A 22,758-nucleotide genomic window follows, 5' to 3' on the forward strand; every position below is an offset into this window, starting at 1 on the left:
GTAGAGGCGAAATCATGAAGACAACCATCGAATTGCCTCTCCTGCCATTGCGTGATGTCGTGGTTTATCCGCACATGGTTATCCCGCTGTTCGTGGGGCGCGAGAAGTCGATCGAAGCCCTCGAGGCAGCGATGACGGGCGACAAGCAGATTCTGCTGCTGGCACAGAGAAACCCTGCTGATGACGATCCCGGTGAGGATGCGCTCTATCGCGTAGGTACCATTGCGACTGTGCTGCAGTTGCTCAAATTGCCCGATGGCACCGTCAAGGTGCTGGTCGAGGGTGAGCAGCGCGGCGCTGTCGAACGCTTCAGCGAAGTGGACGGCCACTGCCGTGCCGAAGTCGCCCTGATTGATGAGGTCGAAGCCCCCGACCGCGAGTCGGAAGTTTTCGTCCGCAGCTTGCTGTCCCAGTTCGAGCAATATGTACAGCTGGGCAAGAAGGTACCTGCCGAGGTTCTTTCTTCCCTCAACAGTATCGATGAGCCCAGCCGCCTGGTGGATACCATGGCGGCACACATGGCGCTGAAGATCGAGCAGAAGCAGGAAATCCTCGAGATCATCGACCTGTCCGCACGGGTCGAGCATGTCCTGGCCCTGCTGGATGCCGAGATCGATCTGCTGCAAGTGGAAAAGCGCATCCGTGGCCGCGTCAAGAAGCAGATGGAGCGCAGCCAGCGCGAGTACTACCTGAATGAGCAGATGAAGGCCATTCAGAAAGAGCTGGGCGACGGTGACGAAGGCCACAACGAAATCGAAGAGCTGAAGAAGCGCATCGATGCCGCCGGACTGCCGAAGGACGCCATGGCCAAGGCCCAGGCGGAGCTGAACAAGCTCAAGCAGATGTCGCCGATGTCCGCCGAGGCCACTGTGGTTCGCTCCTACATCGACTGGCTGGTGCAGGTGCCGTGGAAGGCCCAGAGCAAGGTGCGCCTGGACCTGGCGCGTGCCGAGGACATCCTCGATGCCGACCACTACGGCCTGGAAGAGGTCAAGGAACGGATCCTCGAATACCTCGCCGTGCAGAAGCGCGTGAAGAAGATTCGTGGCCCGGTACTGTGCCTGGTGGGCCCGCCCGGGGTCGGCAAGACCTCCCTGGCGGAATCGATCGCCAACGCCACCAACCGCAAGTTCGTGCGCATGGCCCTGGGTGGTGTGCGTGACGAAGCGGAAATTCGTGGGCATCGTCGGACCTACATCGGTTCGATGCCGGGAAGATTGATTCAAAAGATGACCAAGGTTGGCGTGCGCAACCCACTGTTCCTGCTCGATGAAATCGACAAGATGGGTAGCGACATGCGCGGCGATCCTGCGTCGGCACTGCTCGAGGTACTGGACCCCGAACAGAACCACAATTTCAACGATCACTACCTGGAGGTCGACTACGACCTGTCCGATGTGATGTTCCTCTGCACCTCCAACTCGATGAACATTCCACCGGCCCTGCTGGATCGGATGGAAGTGATTCGCCTGCCCGGCTACACCGAGGACGAGAAGATCAACATCGCGGTCAAGTACCTTGCGCCCAAGCAGATCCAGGCCAACGGCCTGAAGAAGGGCGAGCTGGAATTCGATCCGGCGGCGATCCGCGACATCATCCGCTACTACACCCGCGAAGCCGGTGTGCGCGGCCTGGAGCGCCAGATCGCCAAGGTCTGCCGCAAGGCGGTGAAGGAACACGCGATGGAAAAACGCTTCTCGGTGAAGGTCGCTTCCGACCTGCTGGAGCATTTCCTCGGCGTGCGCAAATTCCGCTACGGCCTGGCCGAGCAGCAGGACCAGATCGGCCAGGTGACCGGCCTGGCGTGGACCCAGGTGGGTGGTGAGCTGTTGACCATCGAGGCGGCCGTGGTGCCAGGCAAGGGGCAACTGATCAAGACCGGTTCCCTGGGCGATGTCATGGTCGAATCGATCACTGCAGCGCAGACCGTAGTGCGCAGCCGCGCCAAGAGCCTGGGCATTCCGCTGGATTTCCACGAGAAGCGCGACACCCATATCCACATGCCCGAAGGCGCAACCCCGAAAGACGGTCCAAGCGCGGGCATCGGCATGTGCACGGCACTGGTTTCGGCCCTGACCGGCATTCCGGTACGAGCCGATGTAGCGATGACCGGTGAGATCACTCTGCGTGGTCAGGTATTGGCTATCGGTGGTTTGAAAGAGAAACTACTGGCGGCTCATCGGGGCGGAATCAAGACCGTGATCATCCCTGAAGAGAACGTTCGCGATTTGAAAGAAATTCCTGACAATATCAAGCAGGATCTGCAGATCAAACCAGTTAAATGGATTGACGAAGTCCTGCAAATTGCGCTGCAATACGCGCCGGAGCCCTTGCCGGATGTGGCTCCCGAGATAGTTGCAAAGGACGAAAAACGCGAGTCTGACTCTAAGGAAAGAATTAGCACGCATTAGTACGCATTAGCCTGGGGGGCTTCCTTGACAGCTTTTTAGAGCCCTTGTTATAAAGCGGCTCTTAAATGCCTGTAGGCCATTCAGCACTCGTTTTTGCTTTCACCAAAAAACTTAGAATCATACTCATAGATATATAAGGGGACTTAGAGTGAACAAGTCGGAACTGATTGATGCTATCGCTGCATCTGCTGATCTCCCGAAAGCTGCTGCTGGCCGTGCGCTGGATGCAGTGATCGAATCCGTTACTGGCGCTCTGAAGGCCGGTGACTCTGTTGTGCTGGTTGGTTTCGGTACTTTCTCGGTAACTGATCGTCCAGCTCGTGTTGGTCGTAACCCACAGACCGGCAAGACTCTGGAAATCGCTGCTGCTAAAAAGCCAGGTTTCAAAGCCGGTAAAGCTCTGAAAGAAGCGGTCAACTAAGTTTCTTCAGGGCCTTTGCCCATCCGGGTCGGGGTCATGCCTGATCTGGCAGCGGGGCGCCAGTCGACCGGTGCTACCGGTTCACGTCGAGAGTCGCAGGTTCAGCTCTTGTCCGCTCCGCCAGTTACGAGAAGGCGCATCCTCGGATGCGCCTTTCTTCTATCCGGACTCTACCCACGCTCCACGGTTGCTTGAACAGAAGTACAGCCGTTTCTGGGGGACGCATGCTGCAGAATATCAGGGACAATTCACAAGGCTGGATTGCCAAAACCATCATCGGGGTCATCGTCGCGTTGATGGCGTTGACCGGTTTCGATGCCATTTTCAACGCGACTAGCCATAAACAGGATGCGGCCAAGGTCAACGGCGAGGAGATCACTCAGAACGAGTTGAGCCAGGCCGTCGACATGCAACGCCGCCAGCTGATGCAGCAATTGGGCAAGGACTTCGATGCCTCCCTGCTCGACGAGAAGATGCTGCGTGAAGCGGCCCTGAAAGGGTTGATCGACCGCAAGTTGCTGCTGCAAGGTGCCCAGGACTCCAAGTTCGCCTTCTCCGAAGGTGCCCTGGACCAGGTGATCCTGCAAACGCCGGAATTCCAGGTTGAAGGCAAGTTCAGCCCCGAGCGTTTCGACCAGGTCATTCGCCAGTTGGGCTACAGCCGCATGCAGTTCCGGCAGATGCTCAGCCAGGAAATGCTCATTGGCCAGATCCGCGCCGGCCTGGCTGGCAGCGGTTTCGTCACCGACGCCCAGGTGCTGGCTTTCGCCCGTCTGGAAAAGCAGACCCGCGACTTCGCTTCCCTCACCGTCAAGGCCGATCCGGCAGCCATCAAGCTGACCGATGACGAGGTCAAGGCCTATTACGACCAGCACGCCAAGGAGTTCATGACTCCTGACCAAGTGGTGATCGACTACATCGAGCTGAAGAAAGCCGCGTTCTTCGACCAGGTCAGCGTCAAGGACGAAGACCTGCAAGCGCTCTATCAGAAAGAGATCGGAAACCTGGCCGAGCAGCGCCGTGCCGCGCACATCCTGATCGAAGTCAACGACAAGGTCGATGAAGCCCAGGCCAAGGCCAAGATCGAAGACATCCAGGCTCGCCTGGCCAAGGGCGAGAAGTTCGAGGCGCTGGCCAAGGAGTTCTCCCAGGATCCAGGTTCGGCCAACAACGGCGGTGACTTGGGTTACGCAGGCCCCGGTGTCTACGATCCAGCCTTCGAGAAAGCGCTGTATGCGCTGAACAAGGACCAGGTCTCCGCCCCGGTACGCAGTGATTTCGGTTTCCACCTGATCAAGCTGCTCGGTGTCGAAGCGCCTGAAGTGCCAAGCTTCGCCAGCCTCAAGGACAAGTTGACCCGCGAGCTGAAGGCGCAACAGGTCGAACAGCGTTTCGTGGATGCCACCAAGCAGCTGGAAGACTCGTCGTTCGAAGCCTCCGACCTGGCCCAGCCGGCCCAGGACTTGAAGCTCACCGTGCATACCTCCGCGCCGTTCGGCCGTGAGGGTGGCGACGGTATTGCGGCCAACCGCGCGGTGATCCAGGCGGCTTTCAGTACCGAAGTCCTCGACGAGGGTGCCAACAGCGGTGCCATCGAATTGGATCCGGAAACCGTCGTGGTACTGCGTGCCAAGGAGCACCGCAAGCCCGAGCAACTGCCCCTGGACAGCGTAGCCAGTTCCATTCGCACGCAATTGGCCAAGGAGCACGCCAGTGCTGCGGCCAAGACCAAGGCTGAAGAACTGATCGCCAGCCTGCGTGATGGCAAGGTTGCGCTGAGCAAGCCGGTGGACGGCCAGGACTGGAAAGTGGCGAAAGCCGTTACCCGTGGCCAGGAAGGTATCGATCCGACCGTGCTGCAGGCACTGTTCCGCATGAGCAAGCCTGAGTCCAAGGACAAGCCGAGCTTCACCAGCGTGACCCTGCCTAACGGCAACCTGCTGGTGCTGCAGCTCAACGCGGTCAATGAAGCCGCGGCGCCGACCGAGGAAGAGAAGGCCCAGTACCGCCGCTTCCTGGCCTCGCGCGTAGGCCAGCAAGACTTTGCGGCCTATCGCAAGCAGTTGGAAAACCAGGCGGATATCAAGCGTTACTGATGCCTGTTTCCCTGTGTTGAAAAGACCCCGGCCTAAAAGCCGGGGTCTTTTTTTGCGGGGCTGATCCCTATCCGTGAGCGGTTAGCGGTAAACCGCAAACCCTTGTTGCTTCGCTCCAATCGCTACCAGCAGGGCCATCAGCAGCAGGCCGCCGATCACCCAGGGAAAGCTGGTCACCCCCGGCCCCTGGAGCAGCATTGCGCCGCCCAGGCCGCCCCCGGCGATCGCCAGGTTCCACAAGGTCACCAGCATCGATTGCGCGGTGTCGGCATGTTCGCCAGCAGATTTGGCCAGTGCGGTCTGCAACAGGGTGGGAATACCTCCGAACGAAAGCCCCCAGATCACCGTGGCGGCATAGATCGTCGTCGGTCCCTGGGGAAGCAGCCCCAGCAGCAGGGTCGAGGCGATGAACAGCAGGCAACTGACCAGCACCAGTGCCCTTAGCCAGCGATCGATCAGCAACCCGATCGCCCAGATACTCAGCAGGGCGGCCAGGCCGAATACCAGCAGCACACGTTCGATCTGTCCGCCAAGGCCGACGGGTTCAAGAAAGGGCGCAATGTAGGTGTAGAGAATGTTGTGGCCCAACACATAGGTGAAGGTCACGAACAACACCGGCCTGACGCCCGGTAATGCCAGGACCCGACGCAGGGGAAGGCGTTTCTGGGGGCGTAGCCCCGGGAAGTCCGGCACCTGCCGGAGTACCCAGACGACCAACCCCAGGGTCAGTAGCGTCATGATGGCGAAACTCATGCGCCAACCCACCATGTTGCCGAGCAAGGTCCCCGCCGGAATACCGATGGACAACGCGACAGGCGCACCGAGCATGGCCATGGCGATCGCCCGTCCCTGCAAGTGAGGCGCCACCATGCGGCTGGCGTAGCCGGCGAGCAGGGCCCAGAGCAAACCGGCGAAGACCCCAGCGCAGAATCGGGCGACCAGGGTCAGGCTGTAGTCGCTGGAAAGAGCGGTGATGCTGTTGACGATGGCGAACCCGCCAATGGCGATCAGCAACAGGGGGCGCCGTCGCCAACTTTGAGTCAGGGTCACCAGGGGAATTGCCGCCAGTAGCGAACCCAAGGCATACAGGGTGACCAGTTGCCCGATCAGAGGCGGCGAAACCTCAAGGCCCTGGCTCATTTGTGGCAGTAATCCGGCCGGCATGGCTTCGGTCAACAGGGTGATGAAGCCTGCGCTCGCCAGGGCCAGAAGGCCGCCGACGGGAAGGCGTTCAGACGTTTCAGTGACAGGGGGCAGCAGCTCGCAGGCATCGACTGGGTGATTCATGGAAGGCTCCATGGTGAAAAGGGAGATACAGGGTAGGGCGCTGTCTATCAGGGAAAAATAGGCTAAGGTTCCGAACTTATCGGACATACAAGTCCTTAATTCCGGAGTCGACAATGGATTGGTTGGGCAGTATCCCGGTGTTCATGCAGGTGGCGGAGACTCGCAGCTTCACCGAGGCCGGGCGCCTCCTGGGGGTGTCGTCCTCGGCCGTGGGCAAAAGCATTGCGCGCTTGGAGGAGCGGCTGGAAACCCGCCTCTTTCATCGCACCACCCGCAGTATCAGCCTTACCGCCGAAGGGGCGGGGCTCCTTGAGCGTTGCCGCCGGATTGCCGCCGAGGTCGAGCTGGCGCAATTCCAGTTATGCGATTCGGCCAGTGCCCCCGTGGGCAAACTGCGGATCAGCGCGCCCCAGGCCCATAGCCTGTTGATGCCGGTGCTGGCGGAGTTCATGTTGCGCTATCCGCAGATCGAGCTGGATGTCGACCTGTCCGACCGTATGGTGGACGTAGTGGAAGAGGGCTTCGATCTGGTGGTACGCACCGGCAACCCCAAGGATTCACGCTTGTTGGCCCGTCAGGTGGGGCGTTTCCGCATGGTGTTGGTGGGCAGCCCCGGCTACTTCCAGGCCCGCGGGCTGCCCCAGTCGCCCCAGGAGCTGCATGAGCACGCCTGCCTGCGGCACATCTTCCATCACACCGGCAAGCTTGAGGCCTGGCCATTCAAGCCTCGGCTCCACCAGCCTGAACCGCTGTTGCCGACTCGCTTGACCAGCAGCTCCACCGAAGCACTGGAGCAAGCAGCCCGCAGCGGCCTGGGCATTGCCTGCTTGCCGGACTTCATGGTGCGGTCCGCCATCGAGCGCCAAGAGCTGCAGGCGGTACTCGACGAATACCTGGAATTCAACGGCACCTTCTGGTTGCTGTGGCCGTCGAGCCGGCATGCCGCTGCCAAGCTGCGAGTACTGATCGAACATTTGAGCGAACGACTTTTTCCGGTAAACGGTGGTCAGTAACCTTGCGTGAGATCAACGCCATCAATTAGCCGAACTGCGCGATGCTGATCTGTAGCACAATACGCGCCGAAGCGTTTTCCTCAGGATTTTCGATGTTTAGATCATTTCACCTGCGCGTTGCAGCCGGAGTGTTGCTGTTGTCCGCAGTCGCCGGTTGTTCATCGAACAAGACCGCCATCTACGAGCATGAAAGCTTCGACGATTCCGGCACCTTTTCGCGTAATTACCCCGTCAGCGATGCCGCCTCCTGCGAAGCCGCGCGACGTGCGTTGCTCAGCCAGGGCTACATCATCACCAGCAACGATCCGAAGCTGGTCAGTGGCCACAAGAGTTTCCAGCAGACCGGCGAGACCCATCTGGAAATCAGCTTCAACGTGGTTTGCGCCAAGGACGGTACCGCAGGACATCGCTCGACGGTATTCGCCAATGCCCTGCAGGACCGCTACGCCCTGAAGAAGCTGAACAACTCGGCGAGCCTCGGGGTAGGGGTACTGGGCTCGGTGTCGATGCCCATCGGCTCCACCGACGACTCGATGGTCAAGGTGGCCAGCGAGACCGTGTCTTCCGCCAAGTTCTATGAGCGCTACTTCGCCTTGCTGGAGCTGTTCCTGCCCCAGGAGGCCAAGGCCGCAGCGCACATCGAGGAAAAACCCAAGGCCGACCTGGGGGTTCCGGAGAGCAAGCCGGACAACCCAGCCGATTCCCAGCCAGAACCCAAGCCGCAAACCGCTCCGCAGCCTGCCGCGGCGGCACCGGCACCACCGGCAGCCCCGGCTGTCGAGCCGGCGGCTTCCCAGCCGCTGGCGCCACCGGTGGAGGCCGCGCCCATAGTACCGGCACCCGTCAGTGAGCCAGCTCCGGCGGGTGAAACCATCACCCCGCCACCAGCCAGTACCCTGCCGCCACCGAGCGAGCCGATCCAGGCCCTGCCTGGCAGCAGCCGCTGAGGCCATAGTGCAAAGGTGTTGCCCGGCGTCGTCTGGGCCGCACCTGGGCAACTCCTTCCGAGTTATTGCTTCCCTGTCTTGTCGCGCGTTACTGCGTACGCCGTCACTCGTCCTGAAACCCTTGTACGGATTTTCGGTAAATTTCTTACCTGCCGTTACGTTTCAATGGCAGAAAAGTTGACCGAGGGGGTAGTATTTTTTCTGTCATACCGGCAACTTATGCTGGTCCCGACGGTGATCCAGGGCATTGAACCCACGTGCAAAGGAGTCCGCATGGACGAGTATCAAGAGGAACTGCTGGAGTACCAGGCTTTTGAGCTGGATCCTCTAGAGCCAGCAGACGATGCCACCGAGCTGTAAAGCCGGTGGCTTTTTTTTAGCCGAACTGGCGGTGGCTGCGACGAAACTCCCCCGGAGTCTGGCCGTTCCAGCGCTTGAAGGCCCGCTGAAATGCCTCGGCTGAGGCGAACCCCAACAGATAGGCAATCTCGCCGAACGCCAGTTCGGTGTCGCGGATGTAAGTCATGGCCAGGTCGCGCCGGGTGTCGTTGAGAATCGCCCGGAACTGCGTACCTTCCTCGGCCAGCTTGCGGCGCAAGGTCCAGGTCGGCAGCTTCAGGCGCGCCGCCACTTCCTCCAGGTCCGGCTCCCGGCCACCGTTGAGCAAAGGTCCGAGCAACTGAATGATGCGTTCGCGCAGGCTGCGGGTGCGGGTCAGTTGCTCCAGTTCCCTTTCGCACAACAGCAGCAGGTGGCGCCAGGTACTCGGGCAGTGCTCGGGGTTGCGCAGGGCCAGGCTGGCCTGGTCCAGGCGCAGTTGGTTGTGCTCGGCGCCGAAGTGCACCGTAGCAGGGCCGAGCAGGGCATAGGCTTCGTGGTAGTCGGGCTGTTGGAACTCGATGTCGATCCGTTGCGCATGCAGCGCTTGCCCGGCCAGGTTGGACAACTGCTGCAACCAGCCGGAGATGATCGAGTCCACCACGAAACGGTTGTAGGCGTTGTATGGGCTGATGGAGTAGAAGCGCAGCCAGGCGCCGTCGGCGTCCTCGCAGAAGCTCGATTGACCGCGATAGTTGGAGCCGTACAGGGCTTCGAAGCGCGTCAGGCAGCGTGCCGCTTCACGCACGGTGGGCGCCTGGGCGGCGGTGACACCGGCCAGGCCCGCCTGGCTCAGGCGGCTGAGGCGGCCCATGCGCAGCCCCAGGGCCGGATCGCCGGTGAGCTGGATCGCCCCGTGGCCCAGGCGCATGTAGCGCGGGATCGACAGGCGCGCCCCGGCTTCGGCCAGGCGCGCGCTGTCCAATCCGTACTGCTCCAGCAGGGGAACAGGGTCCTGGCCATGGCTGCGGACCGCATCCGCCAGGCTATGGACGAAACCCACCGACAGGTCGCCCAGGCGCATCGGTGCGCTTCTCAAGGATCTACAGCCAGAGATTCAGCAGACGGGCGCCACGGCTGCCATCGTCGGCGAAGGTCTGGCCAGCGCTGCTCAGGAAGCTCTGGCCACTGGTGCCCAGGTCCCAGAACTGGCCACGCAGGAATACGCTGGCACCGCCGCTGGCCAGGCTCCGGGAGGTACGGCTGGTGAGGGTCAGGTGCTGCCAGGCAGTGCCCTCGCTGGTATTCGGCGCGAGGGCTTCGAGGGCTGCGCTGTGGTCGCCGCGCCAAGGCTGCTCCCAGTGGCCCTTGCCCATGATGAAGGCCGGTACAGCCACCAGCTGTGCCTGCTGTGCGTCGAGCTTGCGGTAGTTCTGCGGATACCAGCTATCGCTGCCGATCAGTACCCCGAGACGTCCGGCCGGGGTTTCGAAGACCTGCGGCGCTGCCTCGGCATCGCCCTGGATATAGCCGCTCTCGGAGAGGCTGGGATAGATCTGGCGCTGCGGCTGGCCAATGGGCTGGCCATCGCTGCCGAACACCAGGGCGCTGTTGTACAGGGCGCCAGTACCCACCTGCAGGCTGCCCTGGTTGACGCTGGGGTCGGGAAGCACGATGGAGCCGGCCACCAGGGTCACCTGGAATTCCCGGGCCAGGCCGCCAAAGAGCTCCTGGTAATCCCTGGCCATCTGCTGGGCTTTCATCCGCAGGTGGGCGTCGTCCAGCCGGCTGGTGCCCTTGGCGGCAGCCAGGGCCTTGACGAACAGCAGCGGGTTGCTCACCGCCAGCCAGTTCATGGCTTCCTTCAAGGTGGTGGCCTGGTACAACTCGTTCTTCTCGCCACTGACCATCAGCCAGGTACCGATATGTTCCGGCAGCACGACGATGGTCTTGGCATTCACCAGGCCGCGCTCACGAGCCTGCTGCAGGTAAGCCGCGAGCTTACGGTGCAGGCGCGCGCTGCTCTGGTAGTCAGTGGGAAACAGCTCCGGCTGGATCGCCAGCAGGTTGCCGTGGTCGGCGGGCACGCCATGGTCCACCGCCAGCGTGATGCGCAGGTCCGACAGGTAGTGCGCCCCCGGGCGGTCGCAGGTCCAGGCTCCATAGCTGCTGATGGCGGCGACCAGGGCCAGGGCGAGGATGATGTACAGAAGTTTGCGCATGGGAAAACAGTCGACAACCGTGTGCAGGATTCGTCGCCTAGGGTAGGGCGGCGACCGGCGCTTGCCAAGGGCCGCTGTACGTTTGGATCAATAACTTGTCAGTTACGGTCATTGAGCCTACAGCGGGTGTGCTTTTAGTCTGTGCCGCACTACCGACGGAAGCCGCAGAGCTTCCGCACCTACCGTGATAGCCCGATCTGGAGTGACGCCATGGCTGCTGCCCCGTACCCGCATTTGCTGGCCCCCCTCGACCTGGGGTTCACCACCCTGCGCAACCGGACCCTGATGGGCTCCATGCACACCGGCCTGGAAGAAAAGCCTGGCGGCTTCGAGCGCATGGCGGCGTATTTTGCCGAGCGCGCCCGTGGCGGCGTGGGCCTGATGGTCACCGGCGGCATCGGCCCCAACGATGAAGGTGGGGTGTATTCCGGAGCGGCCAAGCTGACTACCGAAGAAGAGGCGCAGAAGCACCTGATCGTCACCCGCGCGGTGCACGAGGCCGGTGGCAAGATCTGCATGCAGATTCTGCACGCCGGGCGTTACGCCTACAGCCCCAAGCAGGTCGCGCCGAGCGCCATCCAGGCGCCGATCAACCCGTTCAAGCCCAAGGAGCTGGACGAGGAGGGAATCGAGAAGCAGATCCGCGACTTCGTCACCTGCTCGACCCTGGCCCAGAAGGCCGAATACGACGGCGTCGAGATCATGGGGTCCGAGGGTTACTTCATCAACCAGTTCCTCGCCGCCCATACCAACCACCGTACCGACCGCTGGGGCGGCAGCTACGAGAACCGCATGCGCCTGCCGCTGGAGATCGTGCGTCGGGTGCGTGAGGCGGTAGGCCCGAACTTCATCATCATCTTCCGCTTGTCGATGCTCGACCTGGTGGAAGGCGGCAGCACCTGGGAAGAGATCGTGCAACTGGCCCAGGCCATCGAAAAGGCCGGCGCCACCATCATCAACACCGGCATCGGCTGGCACGAAGCGCGCATCCCGACCATCGCCACCAAGGTGCCGCGCGCCGCGTTCAGCAAGGTCACGGCCAAGCTGCGGGGTTCGGTGGGGATCCCGCTGATCACCACCAACCGCATCAATACCCCGGAAGTGGCCGAGCAGATCCTGGCCGAGGGCGATGCCGACATGGTGTCCATGGCCCGGCCGTTCCTGGCCGATCCGGACTTCGTCAACAAGGCCGCCGCCGGCCGCGCCGACGAGATCAACACCTGCATTGGCTGCAACCAGGCGTGCCTGGACCACACCTTCGGCGGCAAGCTGACCAGCTGCCTGGTCAACCCCCGTGCCTGCCACGAAACCGAGCTGAACTACCTGCCGGTCCAGCAGATCAAGAAGATCGCCGTGGTCGGTGCCGGCCCGGCCGGTCTGTCCGCCGCCACCGTGGCCGCCGAGCGTGGGCACCAGGTGACCCTGTTCGATTCGGCCAGCGAGATCGGTGGCCAGTTCAATATCGCCAAGCGCGTGCCGGGCAAGGAAGAGTTCTACGAGACCCTGCGCTACTTCAAGCGCAAGCTGCAGACCAGCCACGTCGAGCTGTGCCTGGATACAAGGGTGGATGTCGAGCAACTGGTCGCCGGCGGGTTCGATGAAATCATCCTCGCCACCGGTATCGCGCCACGGGTGCCGGCGATTCCCGGGGTGGAACACGCCAAGGTCCTGAGCTACCTGGACGTGCTGCTCGAGCGCAAGCCGGTGGGGCAGAAGGTGGCGGTGATCGGTGCTGGCGGCATCGGCTTCGACGTCTCCGAGTTCCTCGTGCACCAGGGCGTGGCTACCAGCCAGGATCGCGAGGCGTTCTGGAAGGAGTGGGGCATCGACACCCACTTGCAGGCTCGCGGTGGCATCGTCGGGATCAAGGCCGAACCCCATGCGCCGGCGCGCCAGGTGTTCCTGCTGCAGCGCAAGAAGAGCAAGGTCGGCGACGGCCTGGGCAAGACCACCGGCTGGATCCATCGCACTGGCTTGAAGAACAAGCAGGTGCAGATGCTCAACAGCGTCGAGTACCTGAAGATCGATGACGCCGGCCTGCATATCCGCATCGGCGAAGCGGGCGAGCCCCAGGTGCTGCCGGTGGACAACGTGGTGATTTGCGCCGGCCAGGACCCGCTGCGCGAACTGCACGATGGCCTGGTGGCCGCCGGGCAGAACGTGCACCTGATCGGTGGCGCCGACGTGGCGGCCGAGCTGGATGCCAAGCGCGCCATCAACCAGGGTTCGCGCCTGGCTGCCGAACTCTGATCCCTCCGGCCTCGGCAGCGGCTACACGAAGCTTGTGTCGCTGGGGCACGGCGATCTTGTCCAGGGTTGCTAGAATGCGCGCCCCCTGTCTGCCGAGTTGCCAGCGATGTCCCTTGCCGAGTCCTTCGCTCATTTGCCCCAGGCGCCGCTACAGCGGCTGGAGCTGGAGTGGCTGCACCAGGCCGGGGTCGAGGTGGCAGTACTGCGCCTGGACCTGATCGACCCGCTGATCAGCGGCAACAAGTGGTTCAAGCTCAACCACCACCTGCAGGCGGCGCGCCGCCAGGGCGCGCAGGGCATCATCAGCCTCGGCGGCGCCCATTCCAATCACCTGCATGCCCTGGCCGCCGCTGGCCAGCGTTTCGCCTTCGCCACGGTCGGGCTGCTGCGCGGGCAGCGCCAGGACACACCCACCGTGCTCGACCTGGAGCGCTTCGGCATGCAACTGCACTGGCTTGGCTACGGCGGCTACCGGGCGCGCCACCAACCGGGCTTCTGGACACCCTGGCAGGCCCAGTACCCCGACCTGTACCCGGTACCCGAGGGCGGTGGCGGCCTGGCCGGTGCATTGGGCTGCGTGCCGCTGCTGGAGCAGGTGCGCTCGCAACTGCCGGCCCTGGGCTGGAGCGATTACCACGGTTGGTGGCTGGCCGCCGGTACGGGTACCACGCTGGCCGGACTGGTGCTGGCCGAGGCCGGGACGCACCCGGTGCATGGTGCCCTGGCGGTGCCGATGGACCACGGAGTGCCGCAGCAAGTCGCCGGTATCCTGGGGGAAGCCGGCAGGGCGCTCGAAGGTTATGCCTTGCTGGACGCCAGCCGTGGCGGCTTCGCCAAGGTGGACCGGGAGCTGGAGGCATTCATCGAGCAGACCGAAAAGGCCAGCGGCCTGCCGCTGGAGCCGCTGTACACCGGCAAGGCCCTGCTGGCCCTGTACGAGCAGGTCCGGGCCGGGCGCTTCGCCCCGGGTTGTCGATTGATCTTCGTCCACAGCGGAGGGTTGCAGGGGCGCCGCGGCTTCGCCGGTCAGGCCTGACCGCGCTGGCGCCACATCCGCTGCAGGGTGTTGTCGCGCATCACATAGTGGTGATAGAGCCCGGCCAGGGCATGCAGGCCGATCAGCCAGTAGCCCAGGGTGCCCAGCAACTCGTGCCAGCCCTGGAGCTGTTTGGCCAGGGCTTTGTCCTCGTGCAGCAGCAACGGCAGGTCCAGGCCGTAGAACATCACCTGGTGCCCCTTGGCACTGGTGGTCAGCCAGCCCAGCAGCGGCATGGCGATCATGAACAGGTACAGCGCCCAGTGCATCAGCGTCGCCAGCAGCCTCTGCCACTGCGGTGGCGTGGGCTGGATCCTTGGCGCCACGCCCTGGGCCCGGGCGAACAACCGCAGCCAGACCAGTACGAACACCGTCAGGCCGAGCATGAAGTGGGCTTCGGTGATCAGGGTGCGGCCACCGCTGCCCTTGGGGAAGATGCCGCGAAATTCGATACAGGCGTAGACCACGGCCAGCAGCACCAGCATCAGCCAGTGCAGGGCGATCGTCATGGTGCTATAGCGCGCCTCGGTGTTTTTCCACGGCATGGGGGCTTCCTCGGTCATCAGGTCTGAAGCCTCCGTTCTTGAGCGACGGAGTGCTTTAACTGTAAGCCGCTTTTTTTAGGTTTGCCTGGCGCACCGGGGGCTTTCGTCGCTTGTGGGTGGTTCTGGTCTCACGTCGATGAAAAAAAACGGCGACTGGTGAAAGTCGCCGTCCTGTCGTTCTTGATCGAAGGGCTTATTGTCCCTGGGGCATTTCTCCCCGGGCCAGGCGCTGGTTGATATCGGCGATCACCTGGGGCAGGTCGGCGATAGTGTCGATCATGTAGTGCGGGCGCGATGGCTCGAACAGCTTGTGGATACGCTGGCGCTCGCTGGCCAGGGTATCGCTGGCCAAGGCGCGGTAGCCCTCGTAGCTCAGGCCCAGGGCGTTGCCCGAGCAGGTCAGGGCCACGGTCCACATCCCGGCGCGGCGGCCTTCGAGAATCCCCGGCACGGTGTCGTCGATCTTCACGCAGGCGGCGACATCGTCGATGCCCAGGGCGATCACGTTGGCCAGGGCCTGGGCCGGCCAGGGGCGGCCGTTGGGCACTTCGTCGGTGGCTACCACGTGGTCGGCGACATAGCCGTTGGTCGCGGCCAGGGCCACCACCCGGTCCATCACCAGCTTCGGATAACCGGAGCAGGAGCCGATCTTGATGCCTTGCTCACGCAGCTTGGCAATCACCTCCAAAGCCCCGGGGATCAGGGCCGAGTGCTCGGCGATCTTCTCGATCTGCAGCGGCATGAAGCGCTCGTAGATGGCGGTGACGTCGGCATCGGTCGGGGTGCGGCCGAAAGCCTTGCGGTAGCGCTCGGCCACTTGCGGCAGGTCGCACAGGGTGCGGATATGGTCCCACTTGCCCATGCCCATCGGGCCGCGGGCTTCTTCGATGGAGACCTCTACATCGAACTCGGCGAAGGCCTCGACGAAGATCTGGGTCGGGGCGAAGGAGCCGAAATCGACCACGGTGCCGGCCCAATCGAGGATCGCGGCTTGCAGCTGGTTGGGGTTGGTGTAGTTCATCGTTCAAGGACCTGTACAAGAGGCGAGGACGGCCGTGCCCGGCGGGCACGGTGATGGGGCGATCAGATATCCAGTACTTCCATTTCCCGCAGCACCTGGGCCACGGCAGCGACCGCGGCCTGCATGCCGGCTCGGTCGACGTGGCCGATGCAGCCGACGCGGAAGGTCTCGACCTGGGTCAGCTTGCCCGGGTAGAGGATGAAACCCTTGGCCTTGACCCGTTCGTAGAAGTCCTTGAACTGGTAGCGCGGGTCTTGTGGGGCGTGGAAGGTAACGATGATCGGCGCCTGGATCGCCGCTGGCAGGAAGCTGCGCAGGCCCAACTCGCCCATGCCTTGCAACAGGGCCTGGCAGTTGTCGCTGTAGCGTGCCAGGCGTGCCGGCAGGCCGCCTTCCTCGTTGTATTGCAGCAAGGCTTCGTGTAGCGCAGCCACCACGTGGGTCGGCGGGGTGAAACGCCACTGGCCGGTCTTGGCCATGTAGGCGTGCTGGTCGTGCAGGTCCATGGCCAGGGAATGGGCGTTGCCCGCCGCCTGGGCCAGGGACTCCTTGCGAGCGAAGACGAAGCCCATGCCAGGCACGCCTTCCAGGCACTTGCCGGACGCGGCGATCAGCGCATCGAAGGCGATCTCGCGGGCATCGATGGGCAAGGCGCCGAAGGAACTCATGGCGTCGATGATCAGGCGCTTGCCGTGGCGGGCGACCACCTGGGCGATCTCCGGCAGCGGATTGAGGATGCCGGTGCTGGTCTCGCAGTGGATCAGCGCCACGTGGCTGATGGACGGGTCGGCCAGCAGCAGGCGCTCGACATCGGCGGCGGTAGTGGGCTCGTCCTCGGCGGTTTCGAAGGTACTGAAGTCACGGCCGAGCACTTCGCAGATCTTCGCCAGGCGCTTGCCGTAGGCGCCATTGATCAGCACCAGGACCTTGCCGTCCCGCGGCACCAGGGTGCCGATGGCGGCTTCCACGGCGAAGGTGCCGCTGCCCTGCAGGGGTACGCAATGATGGCTGTCGGCGCCGTTGACGATGGCCAGCAATTGCGTGCACAGGCTGGCGGTCAGCTGGTTGAACCGTTCATCCCAGGAGCCCCAGTCCACCAGCATCGCCCGGCGAGTACGGGCGGAAGTGGTCAGTGGGCCAGGGGTAAGCAGGATTGGCTCGGCGATGCTCATGCTGTGTCCTCGAAGATGATGGGAGTTAGGGTCTGTTGCCGTTTCGACGCAAACCACGTTGCCGCGCAACCCGAAGGGACGGGCCGGTTTTAGCGCGGCGCGTCGTTACTCGACGGCTCATTTGGACGGCCAAACCTCGCGTCTCTTGCCTAGCCCCGCGCTAAAACTGGCTCCGGCGCGGTCGCGGCGAAATGGCAACAGACCCTAGCTACGGCGACTAAATTGCAATTTGCCTTACCATCAATCAAATTGTTTGTTGTTATGCCTGCCATAAGTGAGGCCGATAGATATGAATTTGTTCCAACTGCGTGCGTTCGATGCCGTGGCCCGTGAAGGCAGCTTCACTCGGGCTGCCGGACGCCTGTTCATCAGCCAACCGGCGGTCACCGGGCACATCAAGGCCCTGGAGGAGCACTACCAGATCACCCTGCTGCGGCGTACTGCCCGACGGGTGGAGCTGACCGAGGAGGGCACCAAGCTGGCGGCCATCACCCGCGCCATGTTCGGCCTCGCCGAAGAAGCCCAGGCCATGCTCGAGGCCAATCGCCAGTTGCTGACCGGGCGCCTGGAAGTGGCGGCGGACGGCCCGCACGTGGTCATGCCGATGCTGGCCCGCCTGCGCGAGCGTTATCCGGGGGTGACCGTCAACCTGCGCCTGGGTAACGCTCAGGAGACCCTGGCCGCGTTGCTCTCGGAGCATGCCGACGTGGCGGTGCTGACCGAGGTCGAGGAGCGCAAGGGCCTGCACCTGCAAAGCCTCGGGCAGTCGCGGATGTGCGCCCTGGTGCCCCAGGGCCATGAGTGGCTGGAGCTGGCCGAAGGCATCGCCATCGAGCAGCTGGACCAGGTGATCATGGTGCTGCGCGAGCCCAGCTCCATCACCCGCCGCACCTTCGACGAGGCGTGCACCCTGGCCAAGGTGCAGCCCCGGGTGCTGCTGGAGCTGGACAGTCGTGAGGCGGTGACCGAGGCGGTGGCCGCGCACCTGGGGGTCGGGATCGTCAGTTCGCTGGAAGTGGGCCACGACCCACGGGTGCGGGTGGTACCGATTCGTGGCGCGGGCCTGGTCAACCAGCACATGATCGGCTGCCTGGAGCGGCGCCGGGAGCTGCGGCTGATCCAGGCCTTCATCGGTCTGGCCCCGCAAGCCCGGTAGCCGCTGGCGCAGGCTGTGTACGGCTGTGTAGCAGACGCGGCGCTGGAGGGTTCCAGGGCAAGGCCTTGCGGACCTTCGCGCAGCCTCGCCGTGGCTCGGCAGCGGCTACGGGTGGGACTGTTGGTTGTCGAGCACCAGGTCGAGGAAGGTGGCGACGATCCGCCGCGAACGCTGTTCGCGCAGGCACACCAGGGTCTCGGTCATGCGCTGCTGGCAGTCGACGATAGGCAGGGCACAGATCCGCGAGTCGGCACCGAATTCCGCCGCCGACACCACACCCACGCCGATACCCGCCACCACCGCCTCGCGCGCCGCTTCCCGGCCTTCGACCTGGATCGCCGGGCGGATCCGCAGCCCGGCACGGTGCATTTCCGCCTCCACGATCTGGCGCGTCACCGAGCCGGTTTCCCGCAGCACCATGGGCGTATCGTCGAGGTCGGCCAGGCAGATGGACTGGCGCTCGGCCCAGGGATGATTGCGCGAGACGAACGCCACCATCGGGTCATTGCACAGGGTCAGCGACCACAGGCGCTCGTCGTCCACCTCGCGTCCCAGCAGGGCCAGGTCGGCCTGGTAGCTGAACAGGCGCAGCAGGGATTCGTCGGTGTTGCCGGTCTCGATGCGCACGTTGATCCCCGGGTACAACTGGCAGAAGCGGGCGACCTGCGCCAGCACGTGCACTGGCGCATCCACCGCCAGCACCAGGCTGCCGGTCTGCAGGGCCTGGGAGTCCTGCAACAGTTCCTTGGCTTCCGCTTCCGCGACGAACAGGCGCTGGGTGATGGCCAGTAACCGCTGCCCCAGGTCGGTGAGCTGCACCGAGCGCTTGTTGCGATGGAACAGCAGGACGCCAAAACGCTCCTCCAGCTTGCGCACCTGGTCCGAGACGGCCGGTTGGGTCAGGTACAGGCGCTCGGCGGCCCGGGTGAAGCTGCCGTGCACGGCCACGGCATGGAAGGCTTTCAACTGCGCATGGGAAACCGACATGACGACGACCTCTTACAAGCTGGGCTTATATTTGAAATACGATAAATCGATTTCATTTATTAATTGCTAATTGCTTCCATCTTTCAAGGCCCGGTGACCGGTCGGTCGATCGCCCCCGGGTCCTGGGGCCTGTGCGTGCGATCGCAGCCTCCCGCCCGGGAGCGCAACAGGCCCCGTCTGACCGGCAGCGCCCGCCACAAGGGCCCTGCCGCCGTGCTCAACAACAAAAAACACAGGCGTTTGCTTCGCATCCAGCCGGCACACTCACCCTGAGGTCAGAATCACGATGAACAAGCAGATCGGCACCATCAAACGTTGGCGCGTGCAGATTTTCGCCATCACCTGGATCGCCTACGCGGCGTTCTATTTCACTCGCAAGGCCTTTTCCGTCGCCAAGCTGGGGATCGCCGACGATCCCGACTTCACCCTCGACAAGATGGCCATGGCCAACCTCGATGCCATCTACCTGGCGGCCTACGCCGTGGGGCAGTTCACCTGGGGCATGTTCGCCGACCGCTTCGGCCCGCGGGTGGTGGTGCTGGGCGGCCTGTTGATTTCCGCTGCCGCGGCGCTGGTGATGGGCAGCTTCGCCACCTTGCCGATATTCGCCACCTGCATGCTGGTCCAGGGGCTGGCGCAATCCACCGGCTGGTCGGGGCTGTGCAAGAACATCGGCAGCTTCTTTCCCGCCGAGCAACGGGGGCGGGTCCTGGGCCTGTGGAGTTCGTGCTACGCCTTTGGCGGCCTGGTGGCCTCGCCCTTCGCCGGCTGGTGGGCCTACACCCTGGTGGGAACCTGGCATGCAGCGTTCATCTCCAGTGCGGTGGTGGTGGGCCTGACCGCGTTGTTGTTCTTCATCTTCCAGCGCAATACCCCGCAGGACGTGGGCCTGCCGGCGGTGGAGGAGGTGACGACGGCCCAGGAGCCTGCCCAGGGTTGTCGCCTTGGGGTCTGGGCGCCACTGCAGGCGATCCTGCGTAATCGCACGGTGCTGGTGCTGGGGCTGGCGTACTTCCTGCTCAAGCCGGCGCGCTACGCGATCCTGTTGTGGGGGCCGGTGATCGTCTACGAGCAGATGCCCTCGGTGGGCAAGGTCGGCGCGGCGATCGTGCCCACGGCCTTCGAGCTGGCCGGGTTGCTGGGGCCGATCATGATCGGGCTGGCCTCGGACAAGCTGTTCGGCGCCCGGCGCATGCCGGCCTGCGTCCTCAGTTTGCTGGCCCTGACCCTGAGCCTGGGACTGTTCATGGGCGCGCTGCATAGCGGCAGCGTAGCGCTGGTGGTGGCGCTGCTGTTCGTCATGGGCCTGACCCTGTACGGACCGGACTCGATGATCAGCGGCGCGGCGGCCATCGATTTCGGCGCGGCCGGGGCCGGGGCCACGGCGGCCGGGTTCGTCAACGGTTGCGGTTCGGTGGGGGCGATCCTCGGCGGCCTGTTGCCGGGTTACTTCGATACGGTGACGGTGTTCCTGCTGTTCGCCGGCTGCGCCCTGGTGGCGGCATTGTTGCTGGTGCCGTTCTGGAACAGCCGGCCCAGGGGGGGCGAGCCGGTGCCTGCGCAGGCCTCCAACGAACCCCTGCTGGCCAGGCCGGTGCGCTCCTGAGGTCCTCGCGCCGGGAGCCGCTGCTGCGCTCCCGGCAAGTCCGACAAGGGCCGGAGCTCGGCCGGTCACTGACTTTTTGGTCGATCAGGGCCCAGAGGACGTATAAACTTGCGCCTCGCGTCGGCCAATTCCAACTCGACGCCATAGATCAAAGAGAGTGAGTAATGGGCGCACAGTGGAAGGTTAAACACAAAGAAGCAGCAGCCAATGCCAAGGGCAAGATCTTCGGCAAGCTGGTGAAGGAGATCACCATCGCTGCACGCAACGGCGCTGATGTAGCCACCAACGCCCACCTGCGGCTGGTGGTCGAGCAAGCGAAAAAGGCCTCGATGCCTCGCGAAACCCTGGAGCGCGCGATCAAGAAGGGCTCGGGCCAGCTGGGCGAGACCGTGCAGTACCACCGCGTGACCTACGAAGGTTTCGCCCCGCACCAGGTGCCGCTGATCGTCGAGTGCGTGACCGATAACGTCAACCGCACCGTAGCGGAAATCCGCGTGGCCTTCCGCAAGGGCCAGCTGGGCGCTTCGGGTTCGGTGTCCTGGGATTTCAACCACGTGGGCATGATCGAGGCCTCGCCGGACACTCCGGATGCCGATCCGGAACTGGCGGCCATCGAGGCCGGGGCCCAGGATTTCGAGCCGGGCGAAGAGGGCGCCACCCTGTTCCTGACCGAGCCTGCGGACCTGGACGCGGTACAGAAGGCCCTGCCGGAGCAAGGCTTCACCGTGCTCTCGGCCAAGCTGGGCTACCAGCCGAAGAACCCGGTCAGTGGCCTGAGCGATGAGCAGATGGCCGAAGTCGAGGCGTTCCTCGAAGGCCTGGATAACCACGACGACGTCCAGGACATGTTCGTCGGCCTGGCCGGCTAAGCCGCGCCGCACGGTTCGTTCGCCGGCCAGTGGGCTCCCGCAAGGGGGCCTGCTGGCCGGCGAAGTCGTTTCTAGAGGTTGTCCAACTCGCGGATCACCTGCTCGAAAGCCGGGCGCGCCAGGACGTGCGGTTGCTGGCAACGTTGCACCAGTTCCCGCAGGCCCTGATGCTGCGCCGGGGCCAGCGAGCCATCCTGGCGATCGAGCAATTCCTCCAGCAAGATGCCGAAGGCCCGTACTTCCAGGCGTTGCAGGGCCTGGCTCTGAGGTGTGTCGTCCTGGGCGTGGAACGACGCTGCGCCAAAGTCCCCCAACAGGCAATCGCCCTGGGCATCGAACAAGGTGTTGTGGCCATACAGGTCACCGTGGGTAATGCCCTGGGCGTGCAGGTGGCCGGCCACCGAGGCGATGCCCCGAACCATGCGCAGGATGACCGCGGCGCTGAATCTCGCGTCCTCCGCATAGACGTCCCGGGAGCAGGAGTCCAGGCTCGGCAGCGCGGCGAGGTTGGCATAGCTGGGGTCGATCAACTGCATCACCAGGCCGTCCTGGCCCTGGGGATGGTCGACGATGCGGCCCTCGACCCGGATCAGGTTCGGGTGCAGGCCGGCGCTGATGCAGGCGTGCATTTCATGTAGCGGTGAGCCGTCGCTGGTCATCTGGCCCTTGTACAGCTTGACCGCCACAGCCCGCGCTGGCTGCCCGGGAGCCTGCCACTGCGCTTGGTGGATCACCCCGGAGGCGCCTTCGCCCAGGCGCTGTGCCAGCACCAGTTGCTCCCAGGGAATACTGGGTGTGGATGCCAGGGCTGCGGCATCGACCTGGGATTCCAGTGGGTTGCCGGCATAGGCCAGCCAGGTCAGGCTCGGCAAGGCCAGCAGGAACGGCGGCAGTTCGGTCAGGCGGTTGGCGGCGATCCGCAGCAGCTCCAGGCGCTGGCACTGCTCCAGGCTTTGCGGCAGCGCGCTCAGGCGGTTGCCGGACAGCATGAGTTTTTGCAGCAGCGGGCGCCGACCCAGTTCGTCCGGCAGTTCAGTGATGCGGTTGTCGGTGAGGATCAGCCAGCGCAGCTGGGGCGGCAGGGCGGCGGCCGGAACCCGTTCGATGCGGTTGGCCTTGAAGCCGATCATGCTCAGGTGTGCACAACGGCCCAGGCATTCCGGCAGTTCGCTGAACAGGTTGTCCGAGCAGAACAGGATGCGCAGGTGGGGCAGCCGGTGCAGGTCGTCGGGCAGGCTGCGCAGGGCGTTGCCGCTGAGATTGAGGATCTCCAGGGAGTCGGCGAGATCGAAGATCTCCCGGGGGAACTCAGTCAGGCCACAGGACAGGTCCAGGCGCTTGATGCCGGCCAGCTGGCCGGCCCGCAGTTGGGCAAGGGTATCCATGAACAGCGTCAACACT

At 63.9% G+C, this 22,758-nt stretch carries 18 protein-coding genes; 10 read left to right on the forward strand and 8 right to left on the reverse strand.

Features of this window, described 5'->3' with window-relative positions:
- The first annotated feature begins 14 nt into the window (after positions 1 to 14).
- From lon to CAG11_RS24815, 3 genes are all read left to right on the forward strand, one after another.
- On the forward strand, positions 15 to 2,411 hold the full coding sequence (gene lon, locus CAG11_RS24805; RefSeq protein WP_085598441.1) for an endopeptidase La: 2,397 nt from the start codon (positions 15 to 17) through the stop codon (positions 2,409 to 2,411).
- A 148-nt stretch (positions 2,412 to 2,559) separates the two neighbouring features.
- On the forward strand, positions 2,560 to 2,832 hold the full coding sequence (locus CAG11_RS24810; RefSeq protein ID WP_022639715.1) for an HU family DNA-binding protein: 273 nt from the start codon (positions 2,560 to 2,562) through the stop codon (positions 2,830 to 2,832).
- A gap of 224 nt (positions 2,833 to 3,056) precedes the next feature.
- Positions 3,057 to 4,928, forward strand: a complete 1,872-nt coding sequence (locus CAG11_RS24815; RefSeq protein ID WP_085598443.1) for a SurA N-terminal domain-containing protein — start codon at positions 3,057 to 3,059, stop codon at positions 4,926 to 4,928.
- A gap of 81 nt (positions 4,929 to 5,009) precedes the next feature.
- On the opposite strand, the gene CAG11_RS24820 is transcribed toward CAG11_RS24815, so the two are convergent.
- The gene (locus CAG11_RS24820; RefSeq protein ID WP_085598445.1) at positions 5,010 to 6,215 is read right to left on the reverse strand and encodes an MFS transporter; all 1,206 of its coding nucleotides are present in this window, start codon (positions 6,213 to 6,215) and stop codon (positions 5,010 to 5,012) included.
- A 113-nt stretch (positions 6,216 to 6,328) separates the two neighbouring features.
- Here CAG11_RS24820 and CAG11_RS24825 point away from each other — a divergent pair, with 113 nt between their 5' ends.
- The gene (locus tag CAG11_RS24825) at positions 6,329 to 7,228 is read left to right on the forward strand and encodes a LysR family transcriptional regulator (RefSeq protein WP_085598447.1); all 900 of its coding nucleotides are present in this window, start codon (positions 6,329 to 6,331) and stop codon (positions 7,226 to 7,228) included.
- A 92-nt stretch (positions 7,229 to 7,320) separates the two neighbouring features.
- Complete coding sequence (locus tag CAG11_RS24830) at positions 7,321 to 8,175, forward strand: DUF2242 domain-containing protein (protein WP_085598449.1); 855 nt, start codon at positions 7,321 to 7,323, stop codon at positions 8,173 to 8,175.
- Between the two features lie 376 nt (positions 8,176 to 8,551).
- Here CAG11_RS24830 and CAG11_RS24840 read toward each other — a convergent pair whose 3' ends face one another.
- The gene (locus tag CAG11_RS24840) at positions 8,552 to 9,592 is read right to left on the reverse strand and encodes an AraC family transcriptional regulator (RefSeq protein WP_085598453.1); all 1,041 of its coding nucleotides are present in this window, start codon (positions 9,590 to 9,592) and stop codon (positions 8,552 to 8,554) included.
- A gap of 4 nt (positions 9,593 to 9,596) precedes the next feature.
- Positions 9,597 to 10,715, reverse strand: a complete 1,119-nt coding sequence (locus CAG11_RS24845; RefSeq protein WP_085598455.1) for a carbon-nitrogen hydrolase family protein — start codon at positions 10,713 to 10,715, stop codon at positions 9,597 to 9,599.
- Positions 10,716 to 10,925: 210 nt separating this feature from the next.
- On the opposite strand from CAG11_RS24845, the gene CAG11_RS24850 reads away from it, so the two are divergent.
- Both CAG11_RS24850 and CAG11_RS24855 read left to right on the forward strand, forming a co-directional pair.
- Complete coding sequence (locus CAG11_RS24850) at positions 10,926 to 12,965, forward strand: FAD-dependent oxidoreductase (protein ID WP_085598457.1); 2,040 nt, start codon at positions 10,926 to 10,928, stop codon at positions 12,963 to 12,965.
- A gap of 106 nt (positions 12,966 to 13,071) precedes the next feature.
- Positions 13,072 to 14,001 carry a 1-aminocyclopropane-1-carboxylate deaminase/D-cysteine desulfhydrase gene (locus CAG11_RS24855; RefSeq protein WP_085598459.1) on the forward strand — a complete coding sequence of 310 codons (930 nt, stop codon included), beginning with the start codon at positions 13,072 to 13,074 and terminating at the stop codon, positions 13,999 to 14,001.
- Here the strand turns inward: CAG11_RS24855 and CAG11_RS24860 are convergent.
- The 3 genes from CAG11_RS24860 to CAG11_RS24870 form a co-directional block, all read right to left on the reverse strand.
- On the reverse strand, positions 13,992 to 14,546 hold the full coding sequence (locus tag CAG11_RS24860; protein WP_085598635.1) for a cytochrome b: 555 nt from the start codon (positions 14,544 to 14,546) through the stop codon (positions 13,992 to 13,994). The genes CAG11_RS24855 and CAG11_RS24860 overlap by 10 nt on opposite strands.
- Positions 14,547 to 14,739: 193 nt before the next feature.
- Positions 14,740 to 15,567, reverse strand: coding sequence for a phosphonoacetaldehyde hydrolase (gene phnX, locus CAG11_RS24865; RefSeq protein ID WP_085598461.1), 828 nt, complete (start codon positions 15,565 to 15,567; stop codon positions 14,740 to 14,742).
- 62 nt (positions 15,568 to 15,629) lie between these two features.
- Entirely contained in the window at positions 15,630 to 16,739 is a 1,110-nt protein-coding gene (locus tag CAG11_RS24870; protein WP_085598463.1) for a 2-aminoethylphosphonate--pyruvate transaminase, read from the reverse strand.
- A 289-nt stretch (positions 16,740 to 17,028) separates the two neighbouring features.
- On the opposite strand from CAG11_RS24870, the gene CAG11_RS24875 reads away from it, so the two are divergent.
- Positions 17,029 to 17,895 carry a LysR substrate-binding domain-containing protein gene (locus CAG11_RS24875; RefSeq protein WP_085598465.1) on the forward strand — a complete coding sequence of 289 codons (867 nt, stop codon included), beginning with the start codon at positions 17,029 to 17,031 and terminating at the stop codon, positions 17,893 to 17,895.
- A 105-nt stretch (positions 17,896 to 18,000) separates the two neighbouring features.
- Here the strand turns inward: CAG11_RS24875 and CAG11_RS24880 are convergent, their stop codons facing one another.
- Positions 18,001 to 18,882 carry a LysR substrate-binding domain-containing protein gene (locus CAG11_RS24880; RefSeq protein WP_085598467.1) on the reverse strand — a complete coding sequence of 294 codons (882 nt, stop codon included), beginning with the start codon at positions 18,880 to 18,882 and terminating at the stop codon, positions 18,001 to 18,003.
- Positions 18,883 to 19,168: 286 nt separating this feature from the next.
- Between CAG11_RS24880 and CAG11_RS24885 the strand changes: the two genes are divergently transcribed.
- Together CAG11_RS24885 and CAG11_RS24890 are read left to right on the forward strand one after the other, a co-directional pair.
- Entirely contained in the window at positions 19,169 to 20,488 is a 1,320-nt protein-coding gene (locus CAG11_RS24885; protein ID WP_085598469.1) for an MFS transporter, read from the forward strand.
- A 164-nt stretch (positions 20,489 to 20,652) separates the two neighbouring features.
- Positions 20,653 to 21,357 (forward strand): YebC/PmpR family DNA-binding transcriptional regulator, encoded by a 705-nt coding sequence (locus CAG11_RS24890; RefSeq protein WP_068583007.1) that lies wholly within the window; start codon positions 20,653 to 20,655, stop codon positions 21,355 to 21,357.
- 71 nt (positions 21,358 to 21,428) lie between these two features.
- Here the strand turns inward: CAG11_RS24890 and CAG11_RS24895 are convergent, their stop codons facing one another.
- Positions 21,429 to 22,742, reverse strand: a complete 1,314-nt coding sequence (locus CAG11_RS24895) for a leucine-rich repeat-containing protein kinase family protein (protein WP_085598471.1) — start codon at positions 22,740 to 22,742, stop codon at positions 21,429 to 21,431.
- Positions 22,743 to 22,758 lie beyond the last annotated feature (16 nt).

The organism is Pseudomonas sp. B6(2017), from assembly GCF_002112765.1.
Lineage (GTDB): Bacteria > Pseudomonadota > Gammaproteobacteria > Pseudomonadales > Pseudomonadaceae > Aquipseudomonas > Aquipseudomonas piscis.

Excerpts from the sequence above, each read along its gene's own strand:
- lon (WP_085598441.1), top strand. The coding sequence starts at position 15 with ATGAAGACAACCATCGAATTGCCTCTCCTGCCATTGCGTGATGTCGTG.
- CAG11_RS24815 (WP_085598443.1), top strand. The coding sequence starts at position 3,057 with ATGCTGCAGAATATCAGGGACAATTCACAAGGCTGGATTGCCAAAACC.
- CAG11_RS24820 (WP_085598445.1), bottom strand. The coding sequence starts at position 6,215 with ATGAATCACCCAGTCGATGCCTGCGAGCTGCTGCCCCCTGTCACTGAA.
- CAG11_RS24825 (WP_085598447.1), top strand. The coding sequence starts at position 6,329 with ATGGATTGGTTGGGCAGTATCCCGGTGTTCATGCAGGTGGCGGAGACT.
- CAG11_RS24830 (WP_085598449.1), top strand. The coding sequence starts at position 7,321 with ATGTTTAGATCATTTCACCTGCGCGTTGCAGCCGGAGTGTTGCTGTTG.
- CAG11_RS24845 (WP_085598455.1), bottom strand. The coding sequence starts at position 10,715 with ATGCGCAAACTTCTGTACATCATCCTCGCCCTGGCCCTGGTCGCCGCC.
- CAG11_RS24850 (WP_085598457.1), top strand. The coding sequence starts at position 10,926 with ATGGCTGCTGCCCCGTACCCGCATTTGCTGGCCCCCCTCGACCTGGGG.
- CAG11_RS24855 (WP_085598459.1), top strand. The coding sequence starts at position 13,072 with ATGTCCCTTGCCGAGTCCTTCGCTCATTTGCCCCAGGCGCCGCTACAG.
- CAG11_RS24860 (WP_085598635.1), bottom strand. The coding sequence starts at position 14,546 with ATGCCGTGGAAAAACACCGAGGCGCGCTATAGCACCATGACGATCGCC.
- phnX (WP_085598461.1), bottom strand. The coding sequence starts at position 15,567 with ATGAACTACACCAACCCCAACCAGCTGCAAGCCGCGATCCTCGATTGG.
- CAG11_RS24870 (WP_085598463.1), bottom strand. The coding sequence starts at position 16,739 with ATGAGCATCGCCGAGCCAATCCTGCTTACCCCTGGCCCACTGACCACT.
- CAG11_RS24875 (WP_085598465.1), top strand. The coding sequence starts at position 17,029 with ATGAATTTGTTCCAACTGCGTGCGTTCGATGCCGTGGCCCGTGAAGGC.
- CAG11_RS24880 (WP_085598467.1), bottom strand. The coding sequence starts at position 18,882 with ATGTCGGTTTCCCATGCGCAGTTGAAAGCCTTCCATGCCGTGGCCGTG.
- CAG11_RS24885 (WP_085598469.1), top strand. The coding sequence starts at position 19,169 with ATGAACAAGCAGATCGGCACCATCAAACGTTGGCGCGTGCAGATTTTC.
- CAG11_RS24890 (WP_068583007.1), top strand. The coding sequence starts at position 20,653 with ATGGGCGCACAGTGGAAGGTTAAACACAAAGAAGCAGCAGCCAATGCC.
- CAG11_RS24895 (WP_085598471.1), bottom strand. The coding sequence starts at position 22,742 with ATGGATACCCTTGCCCAACTGCGGGCCGGCCAGCTGGCCGGCATCAAG.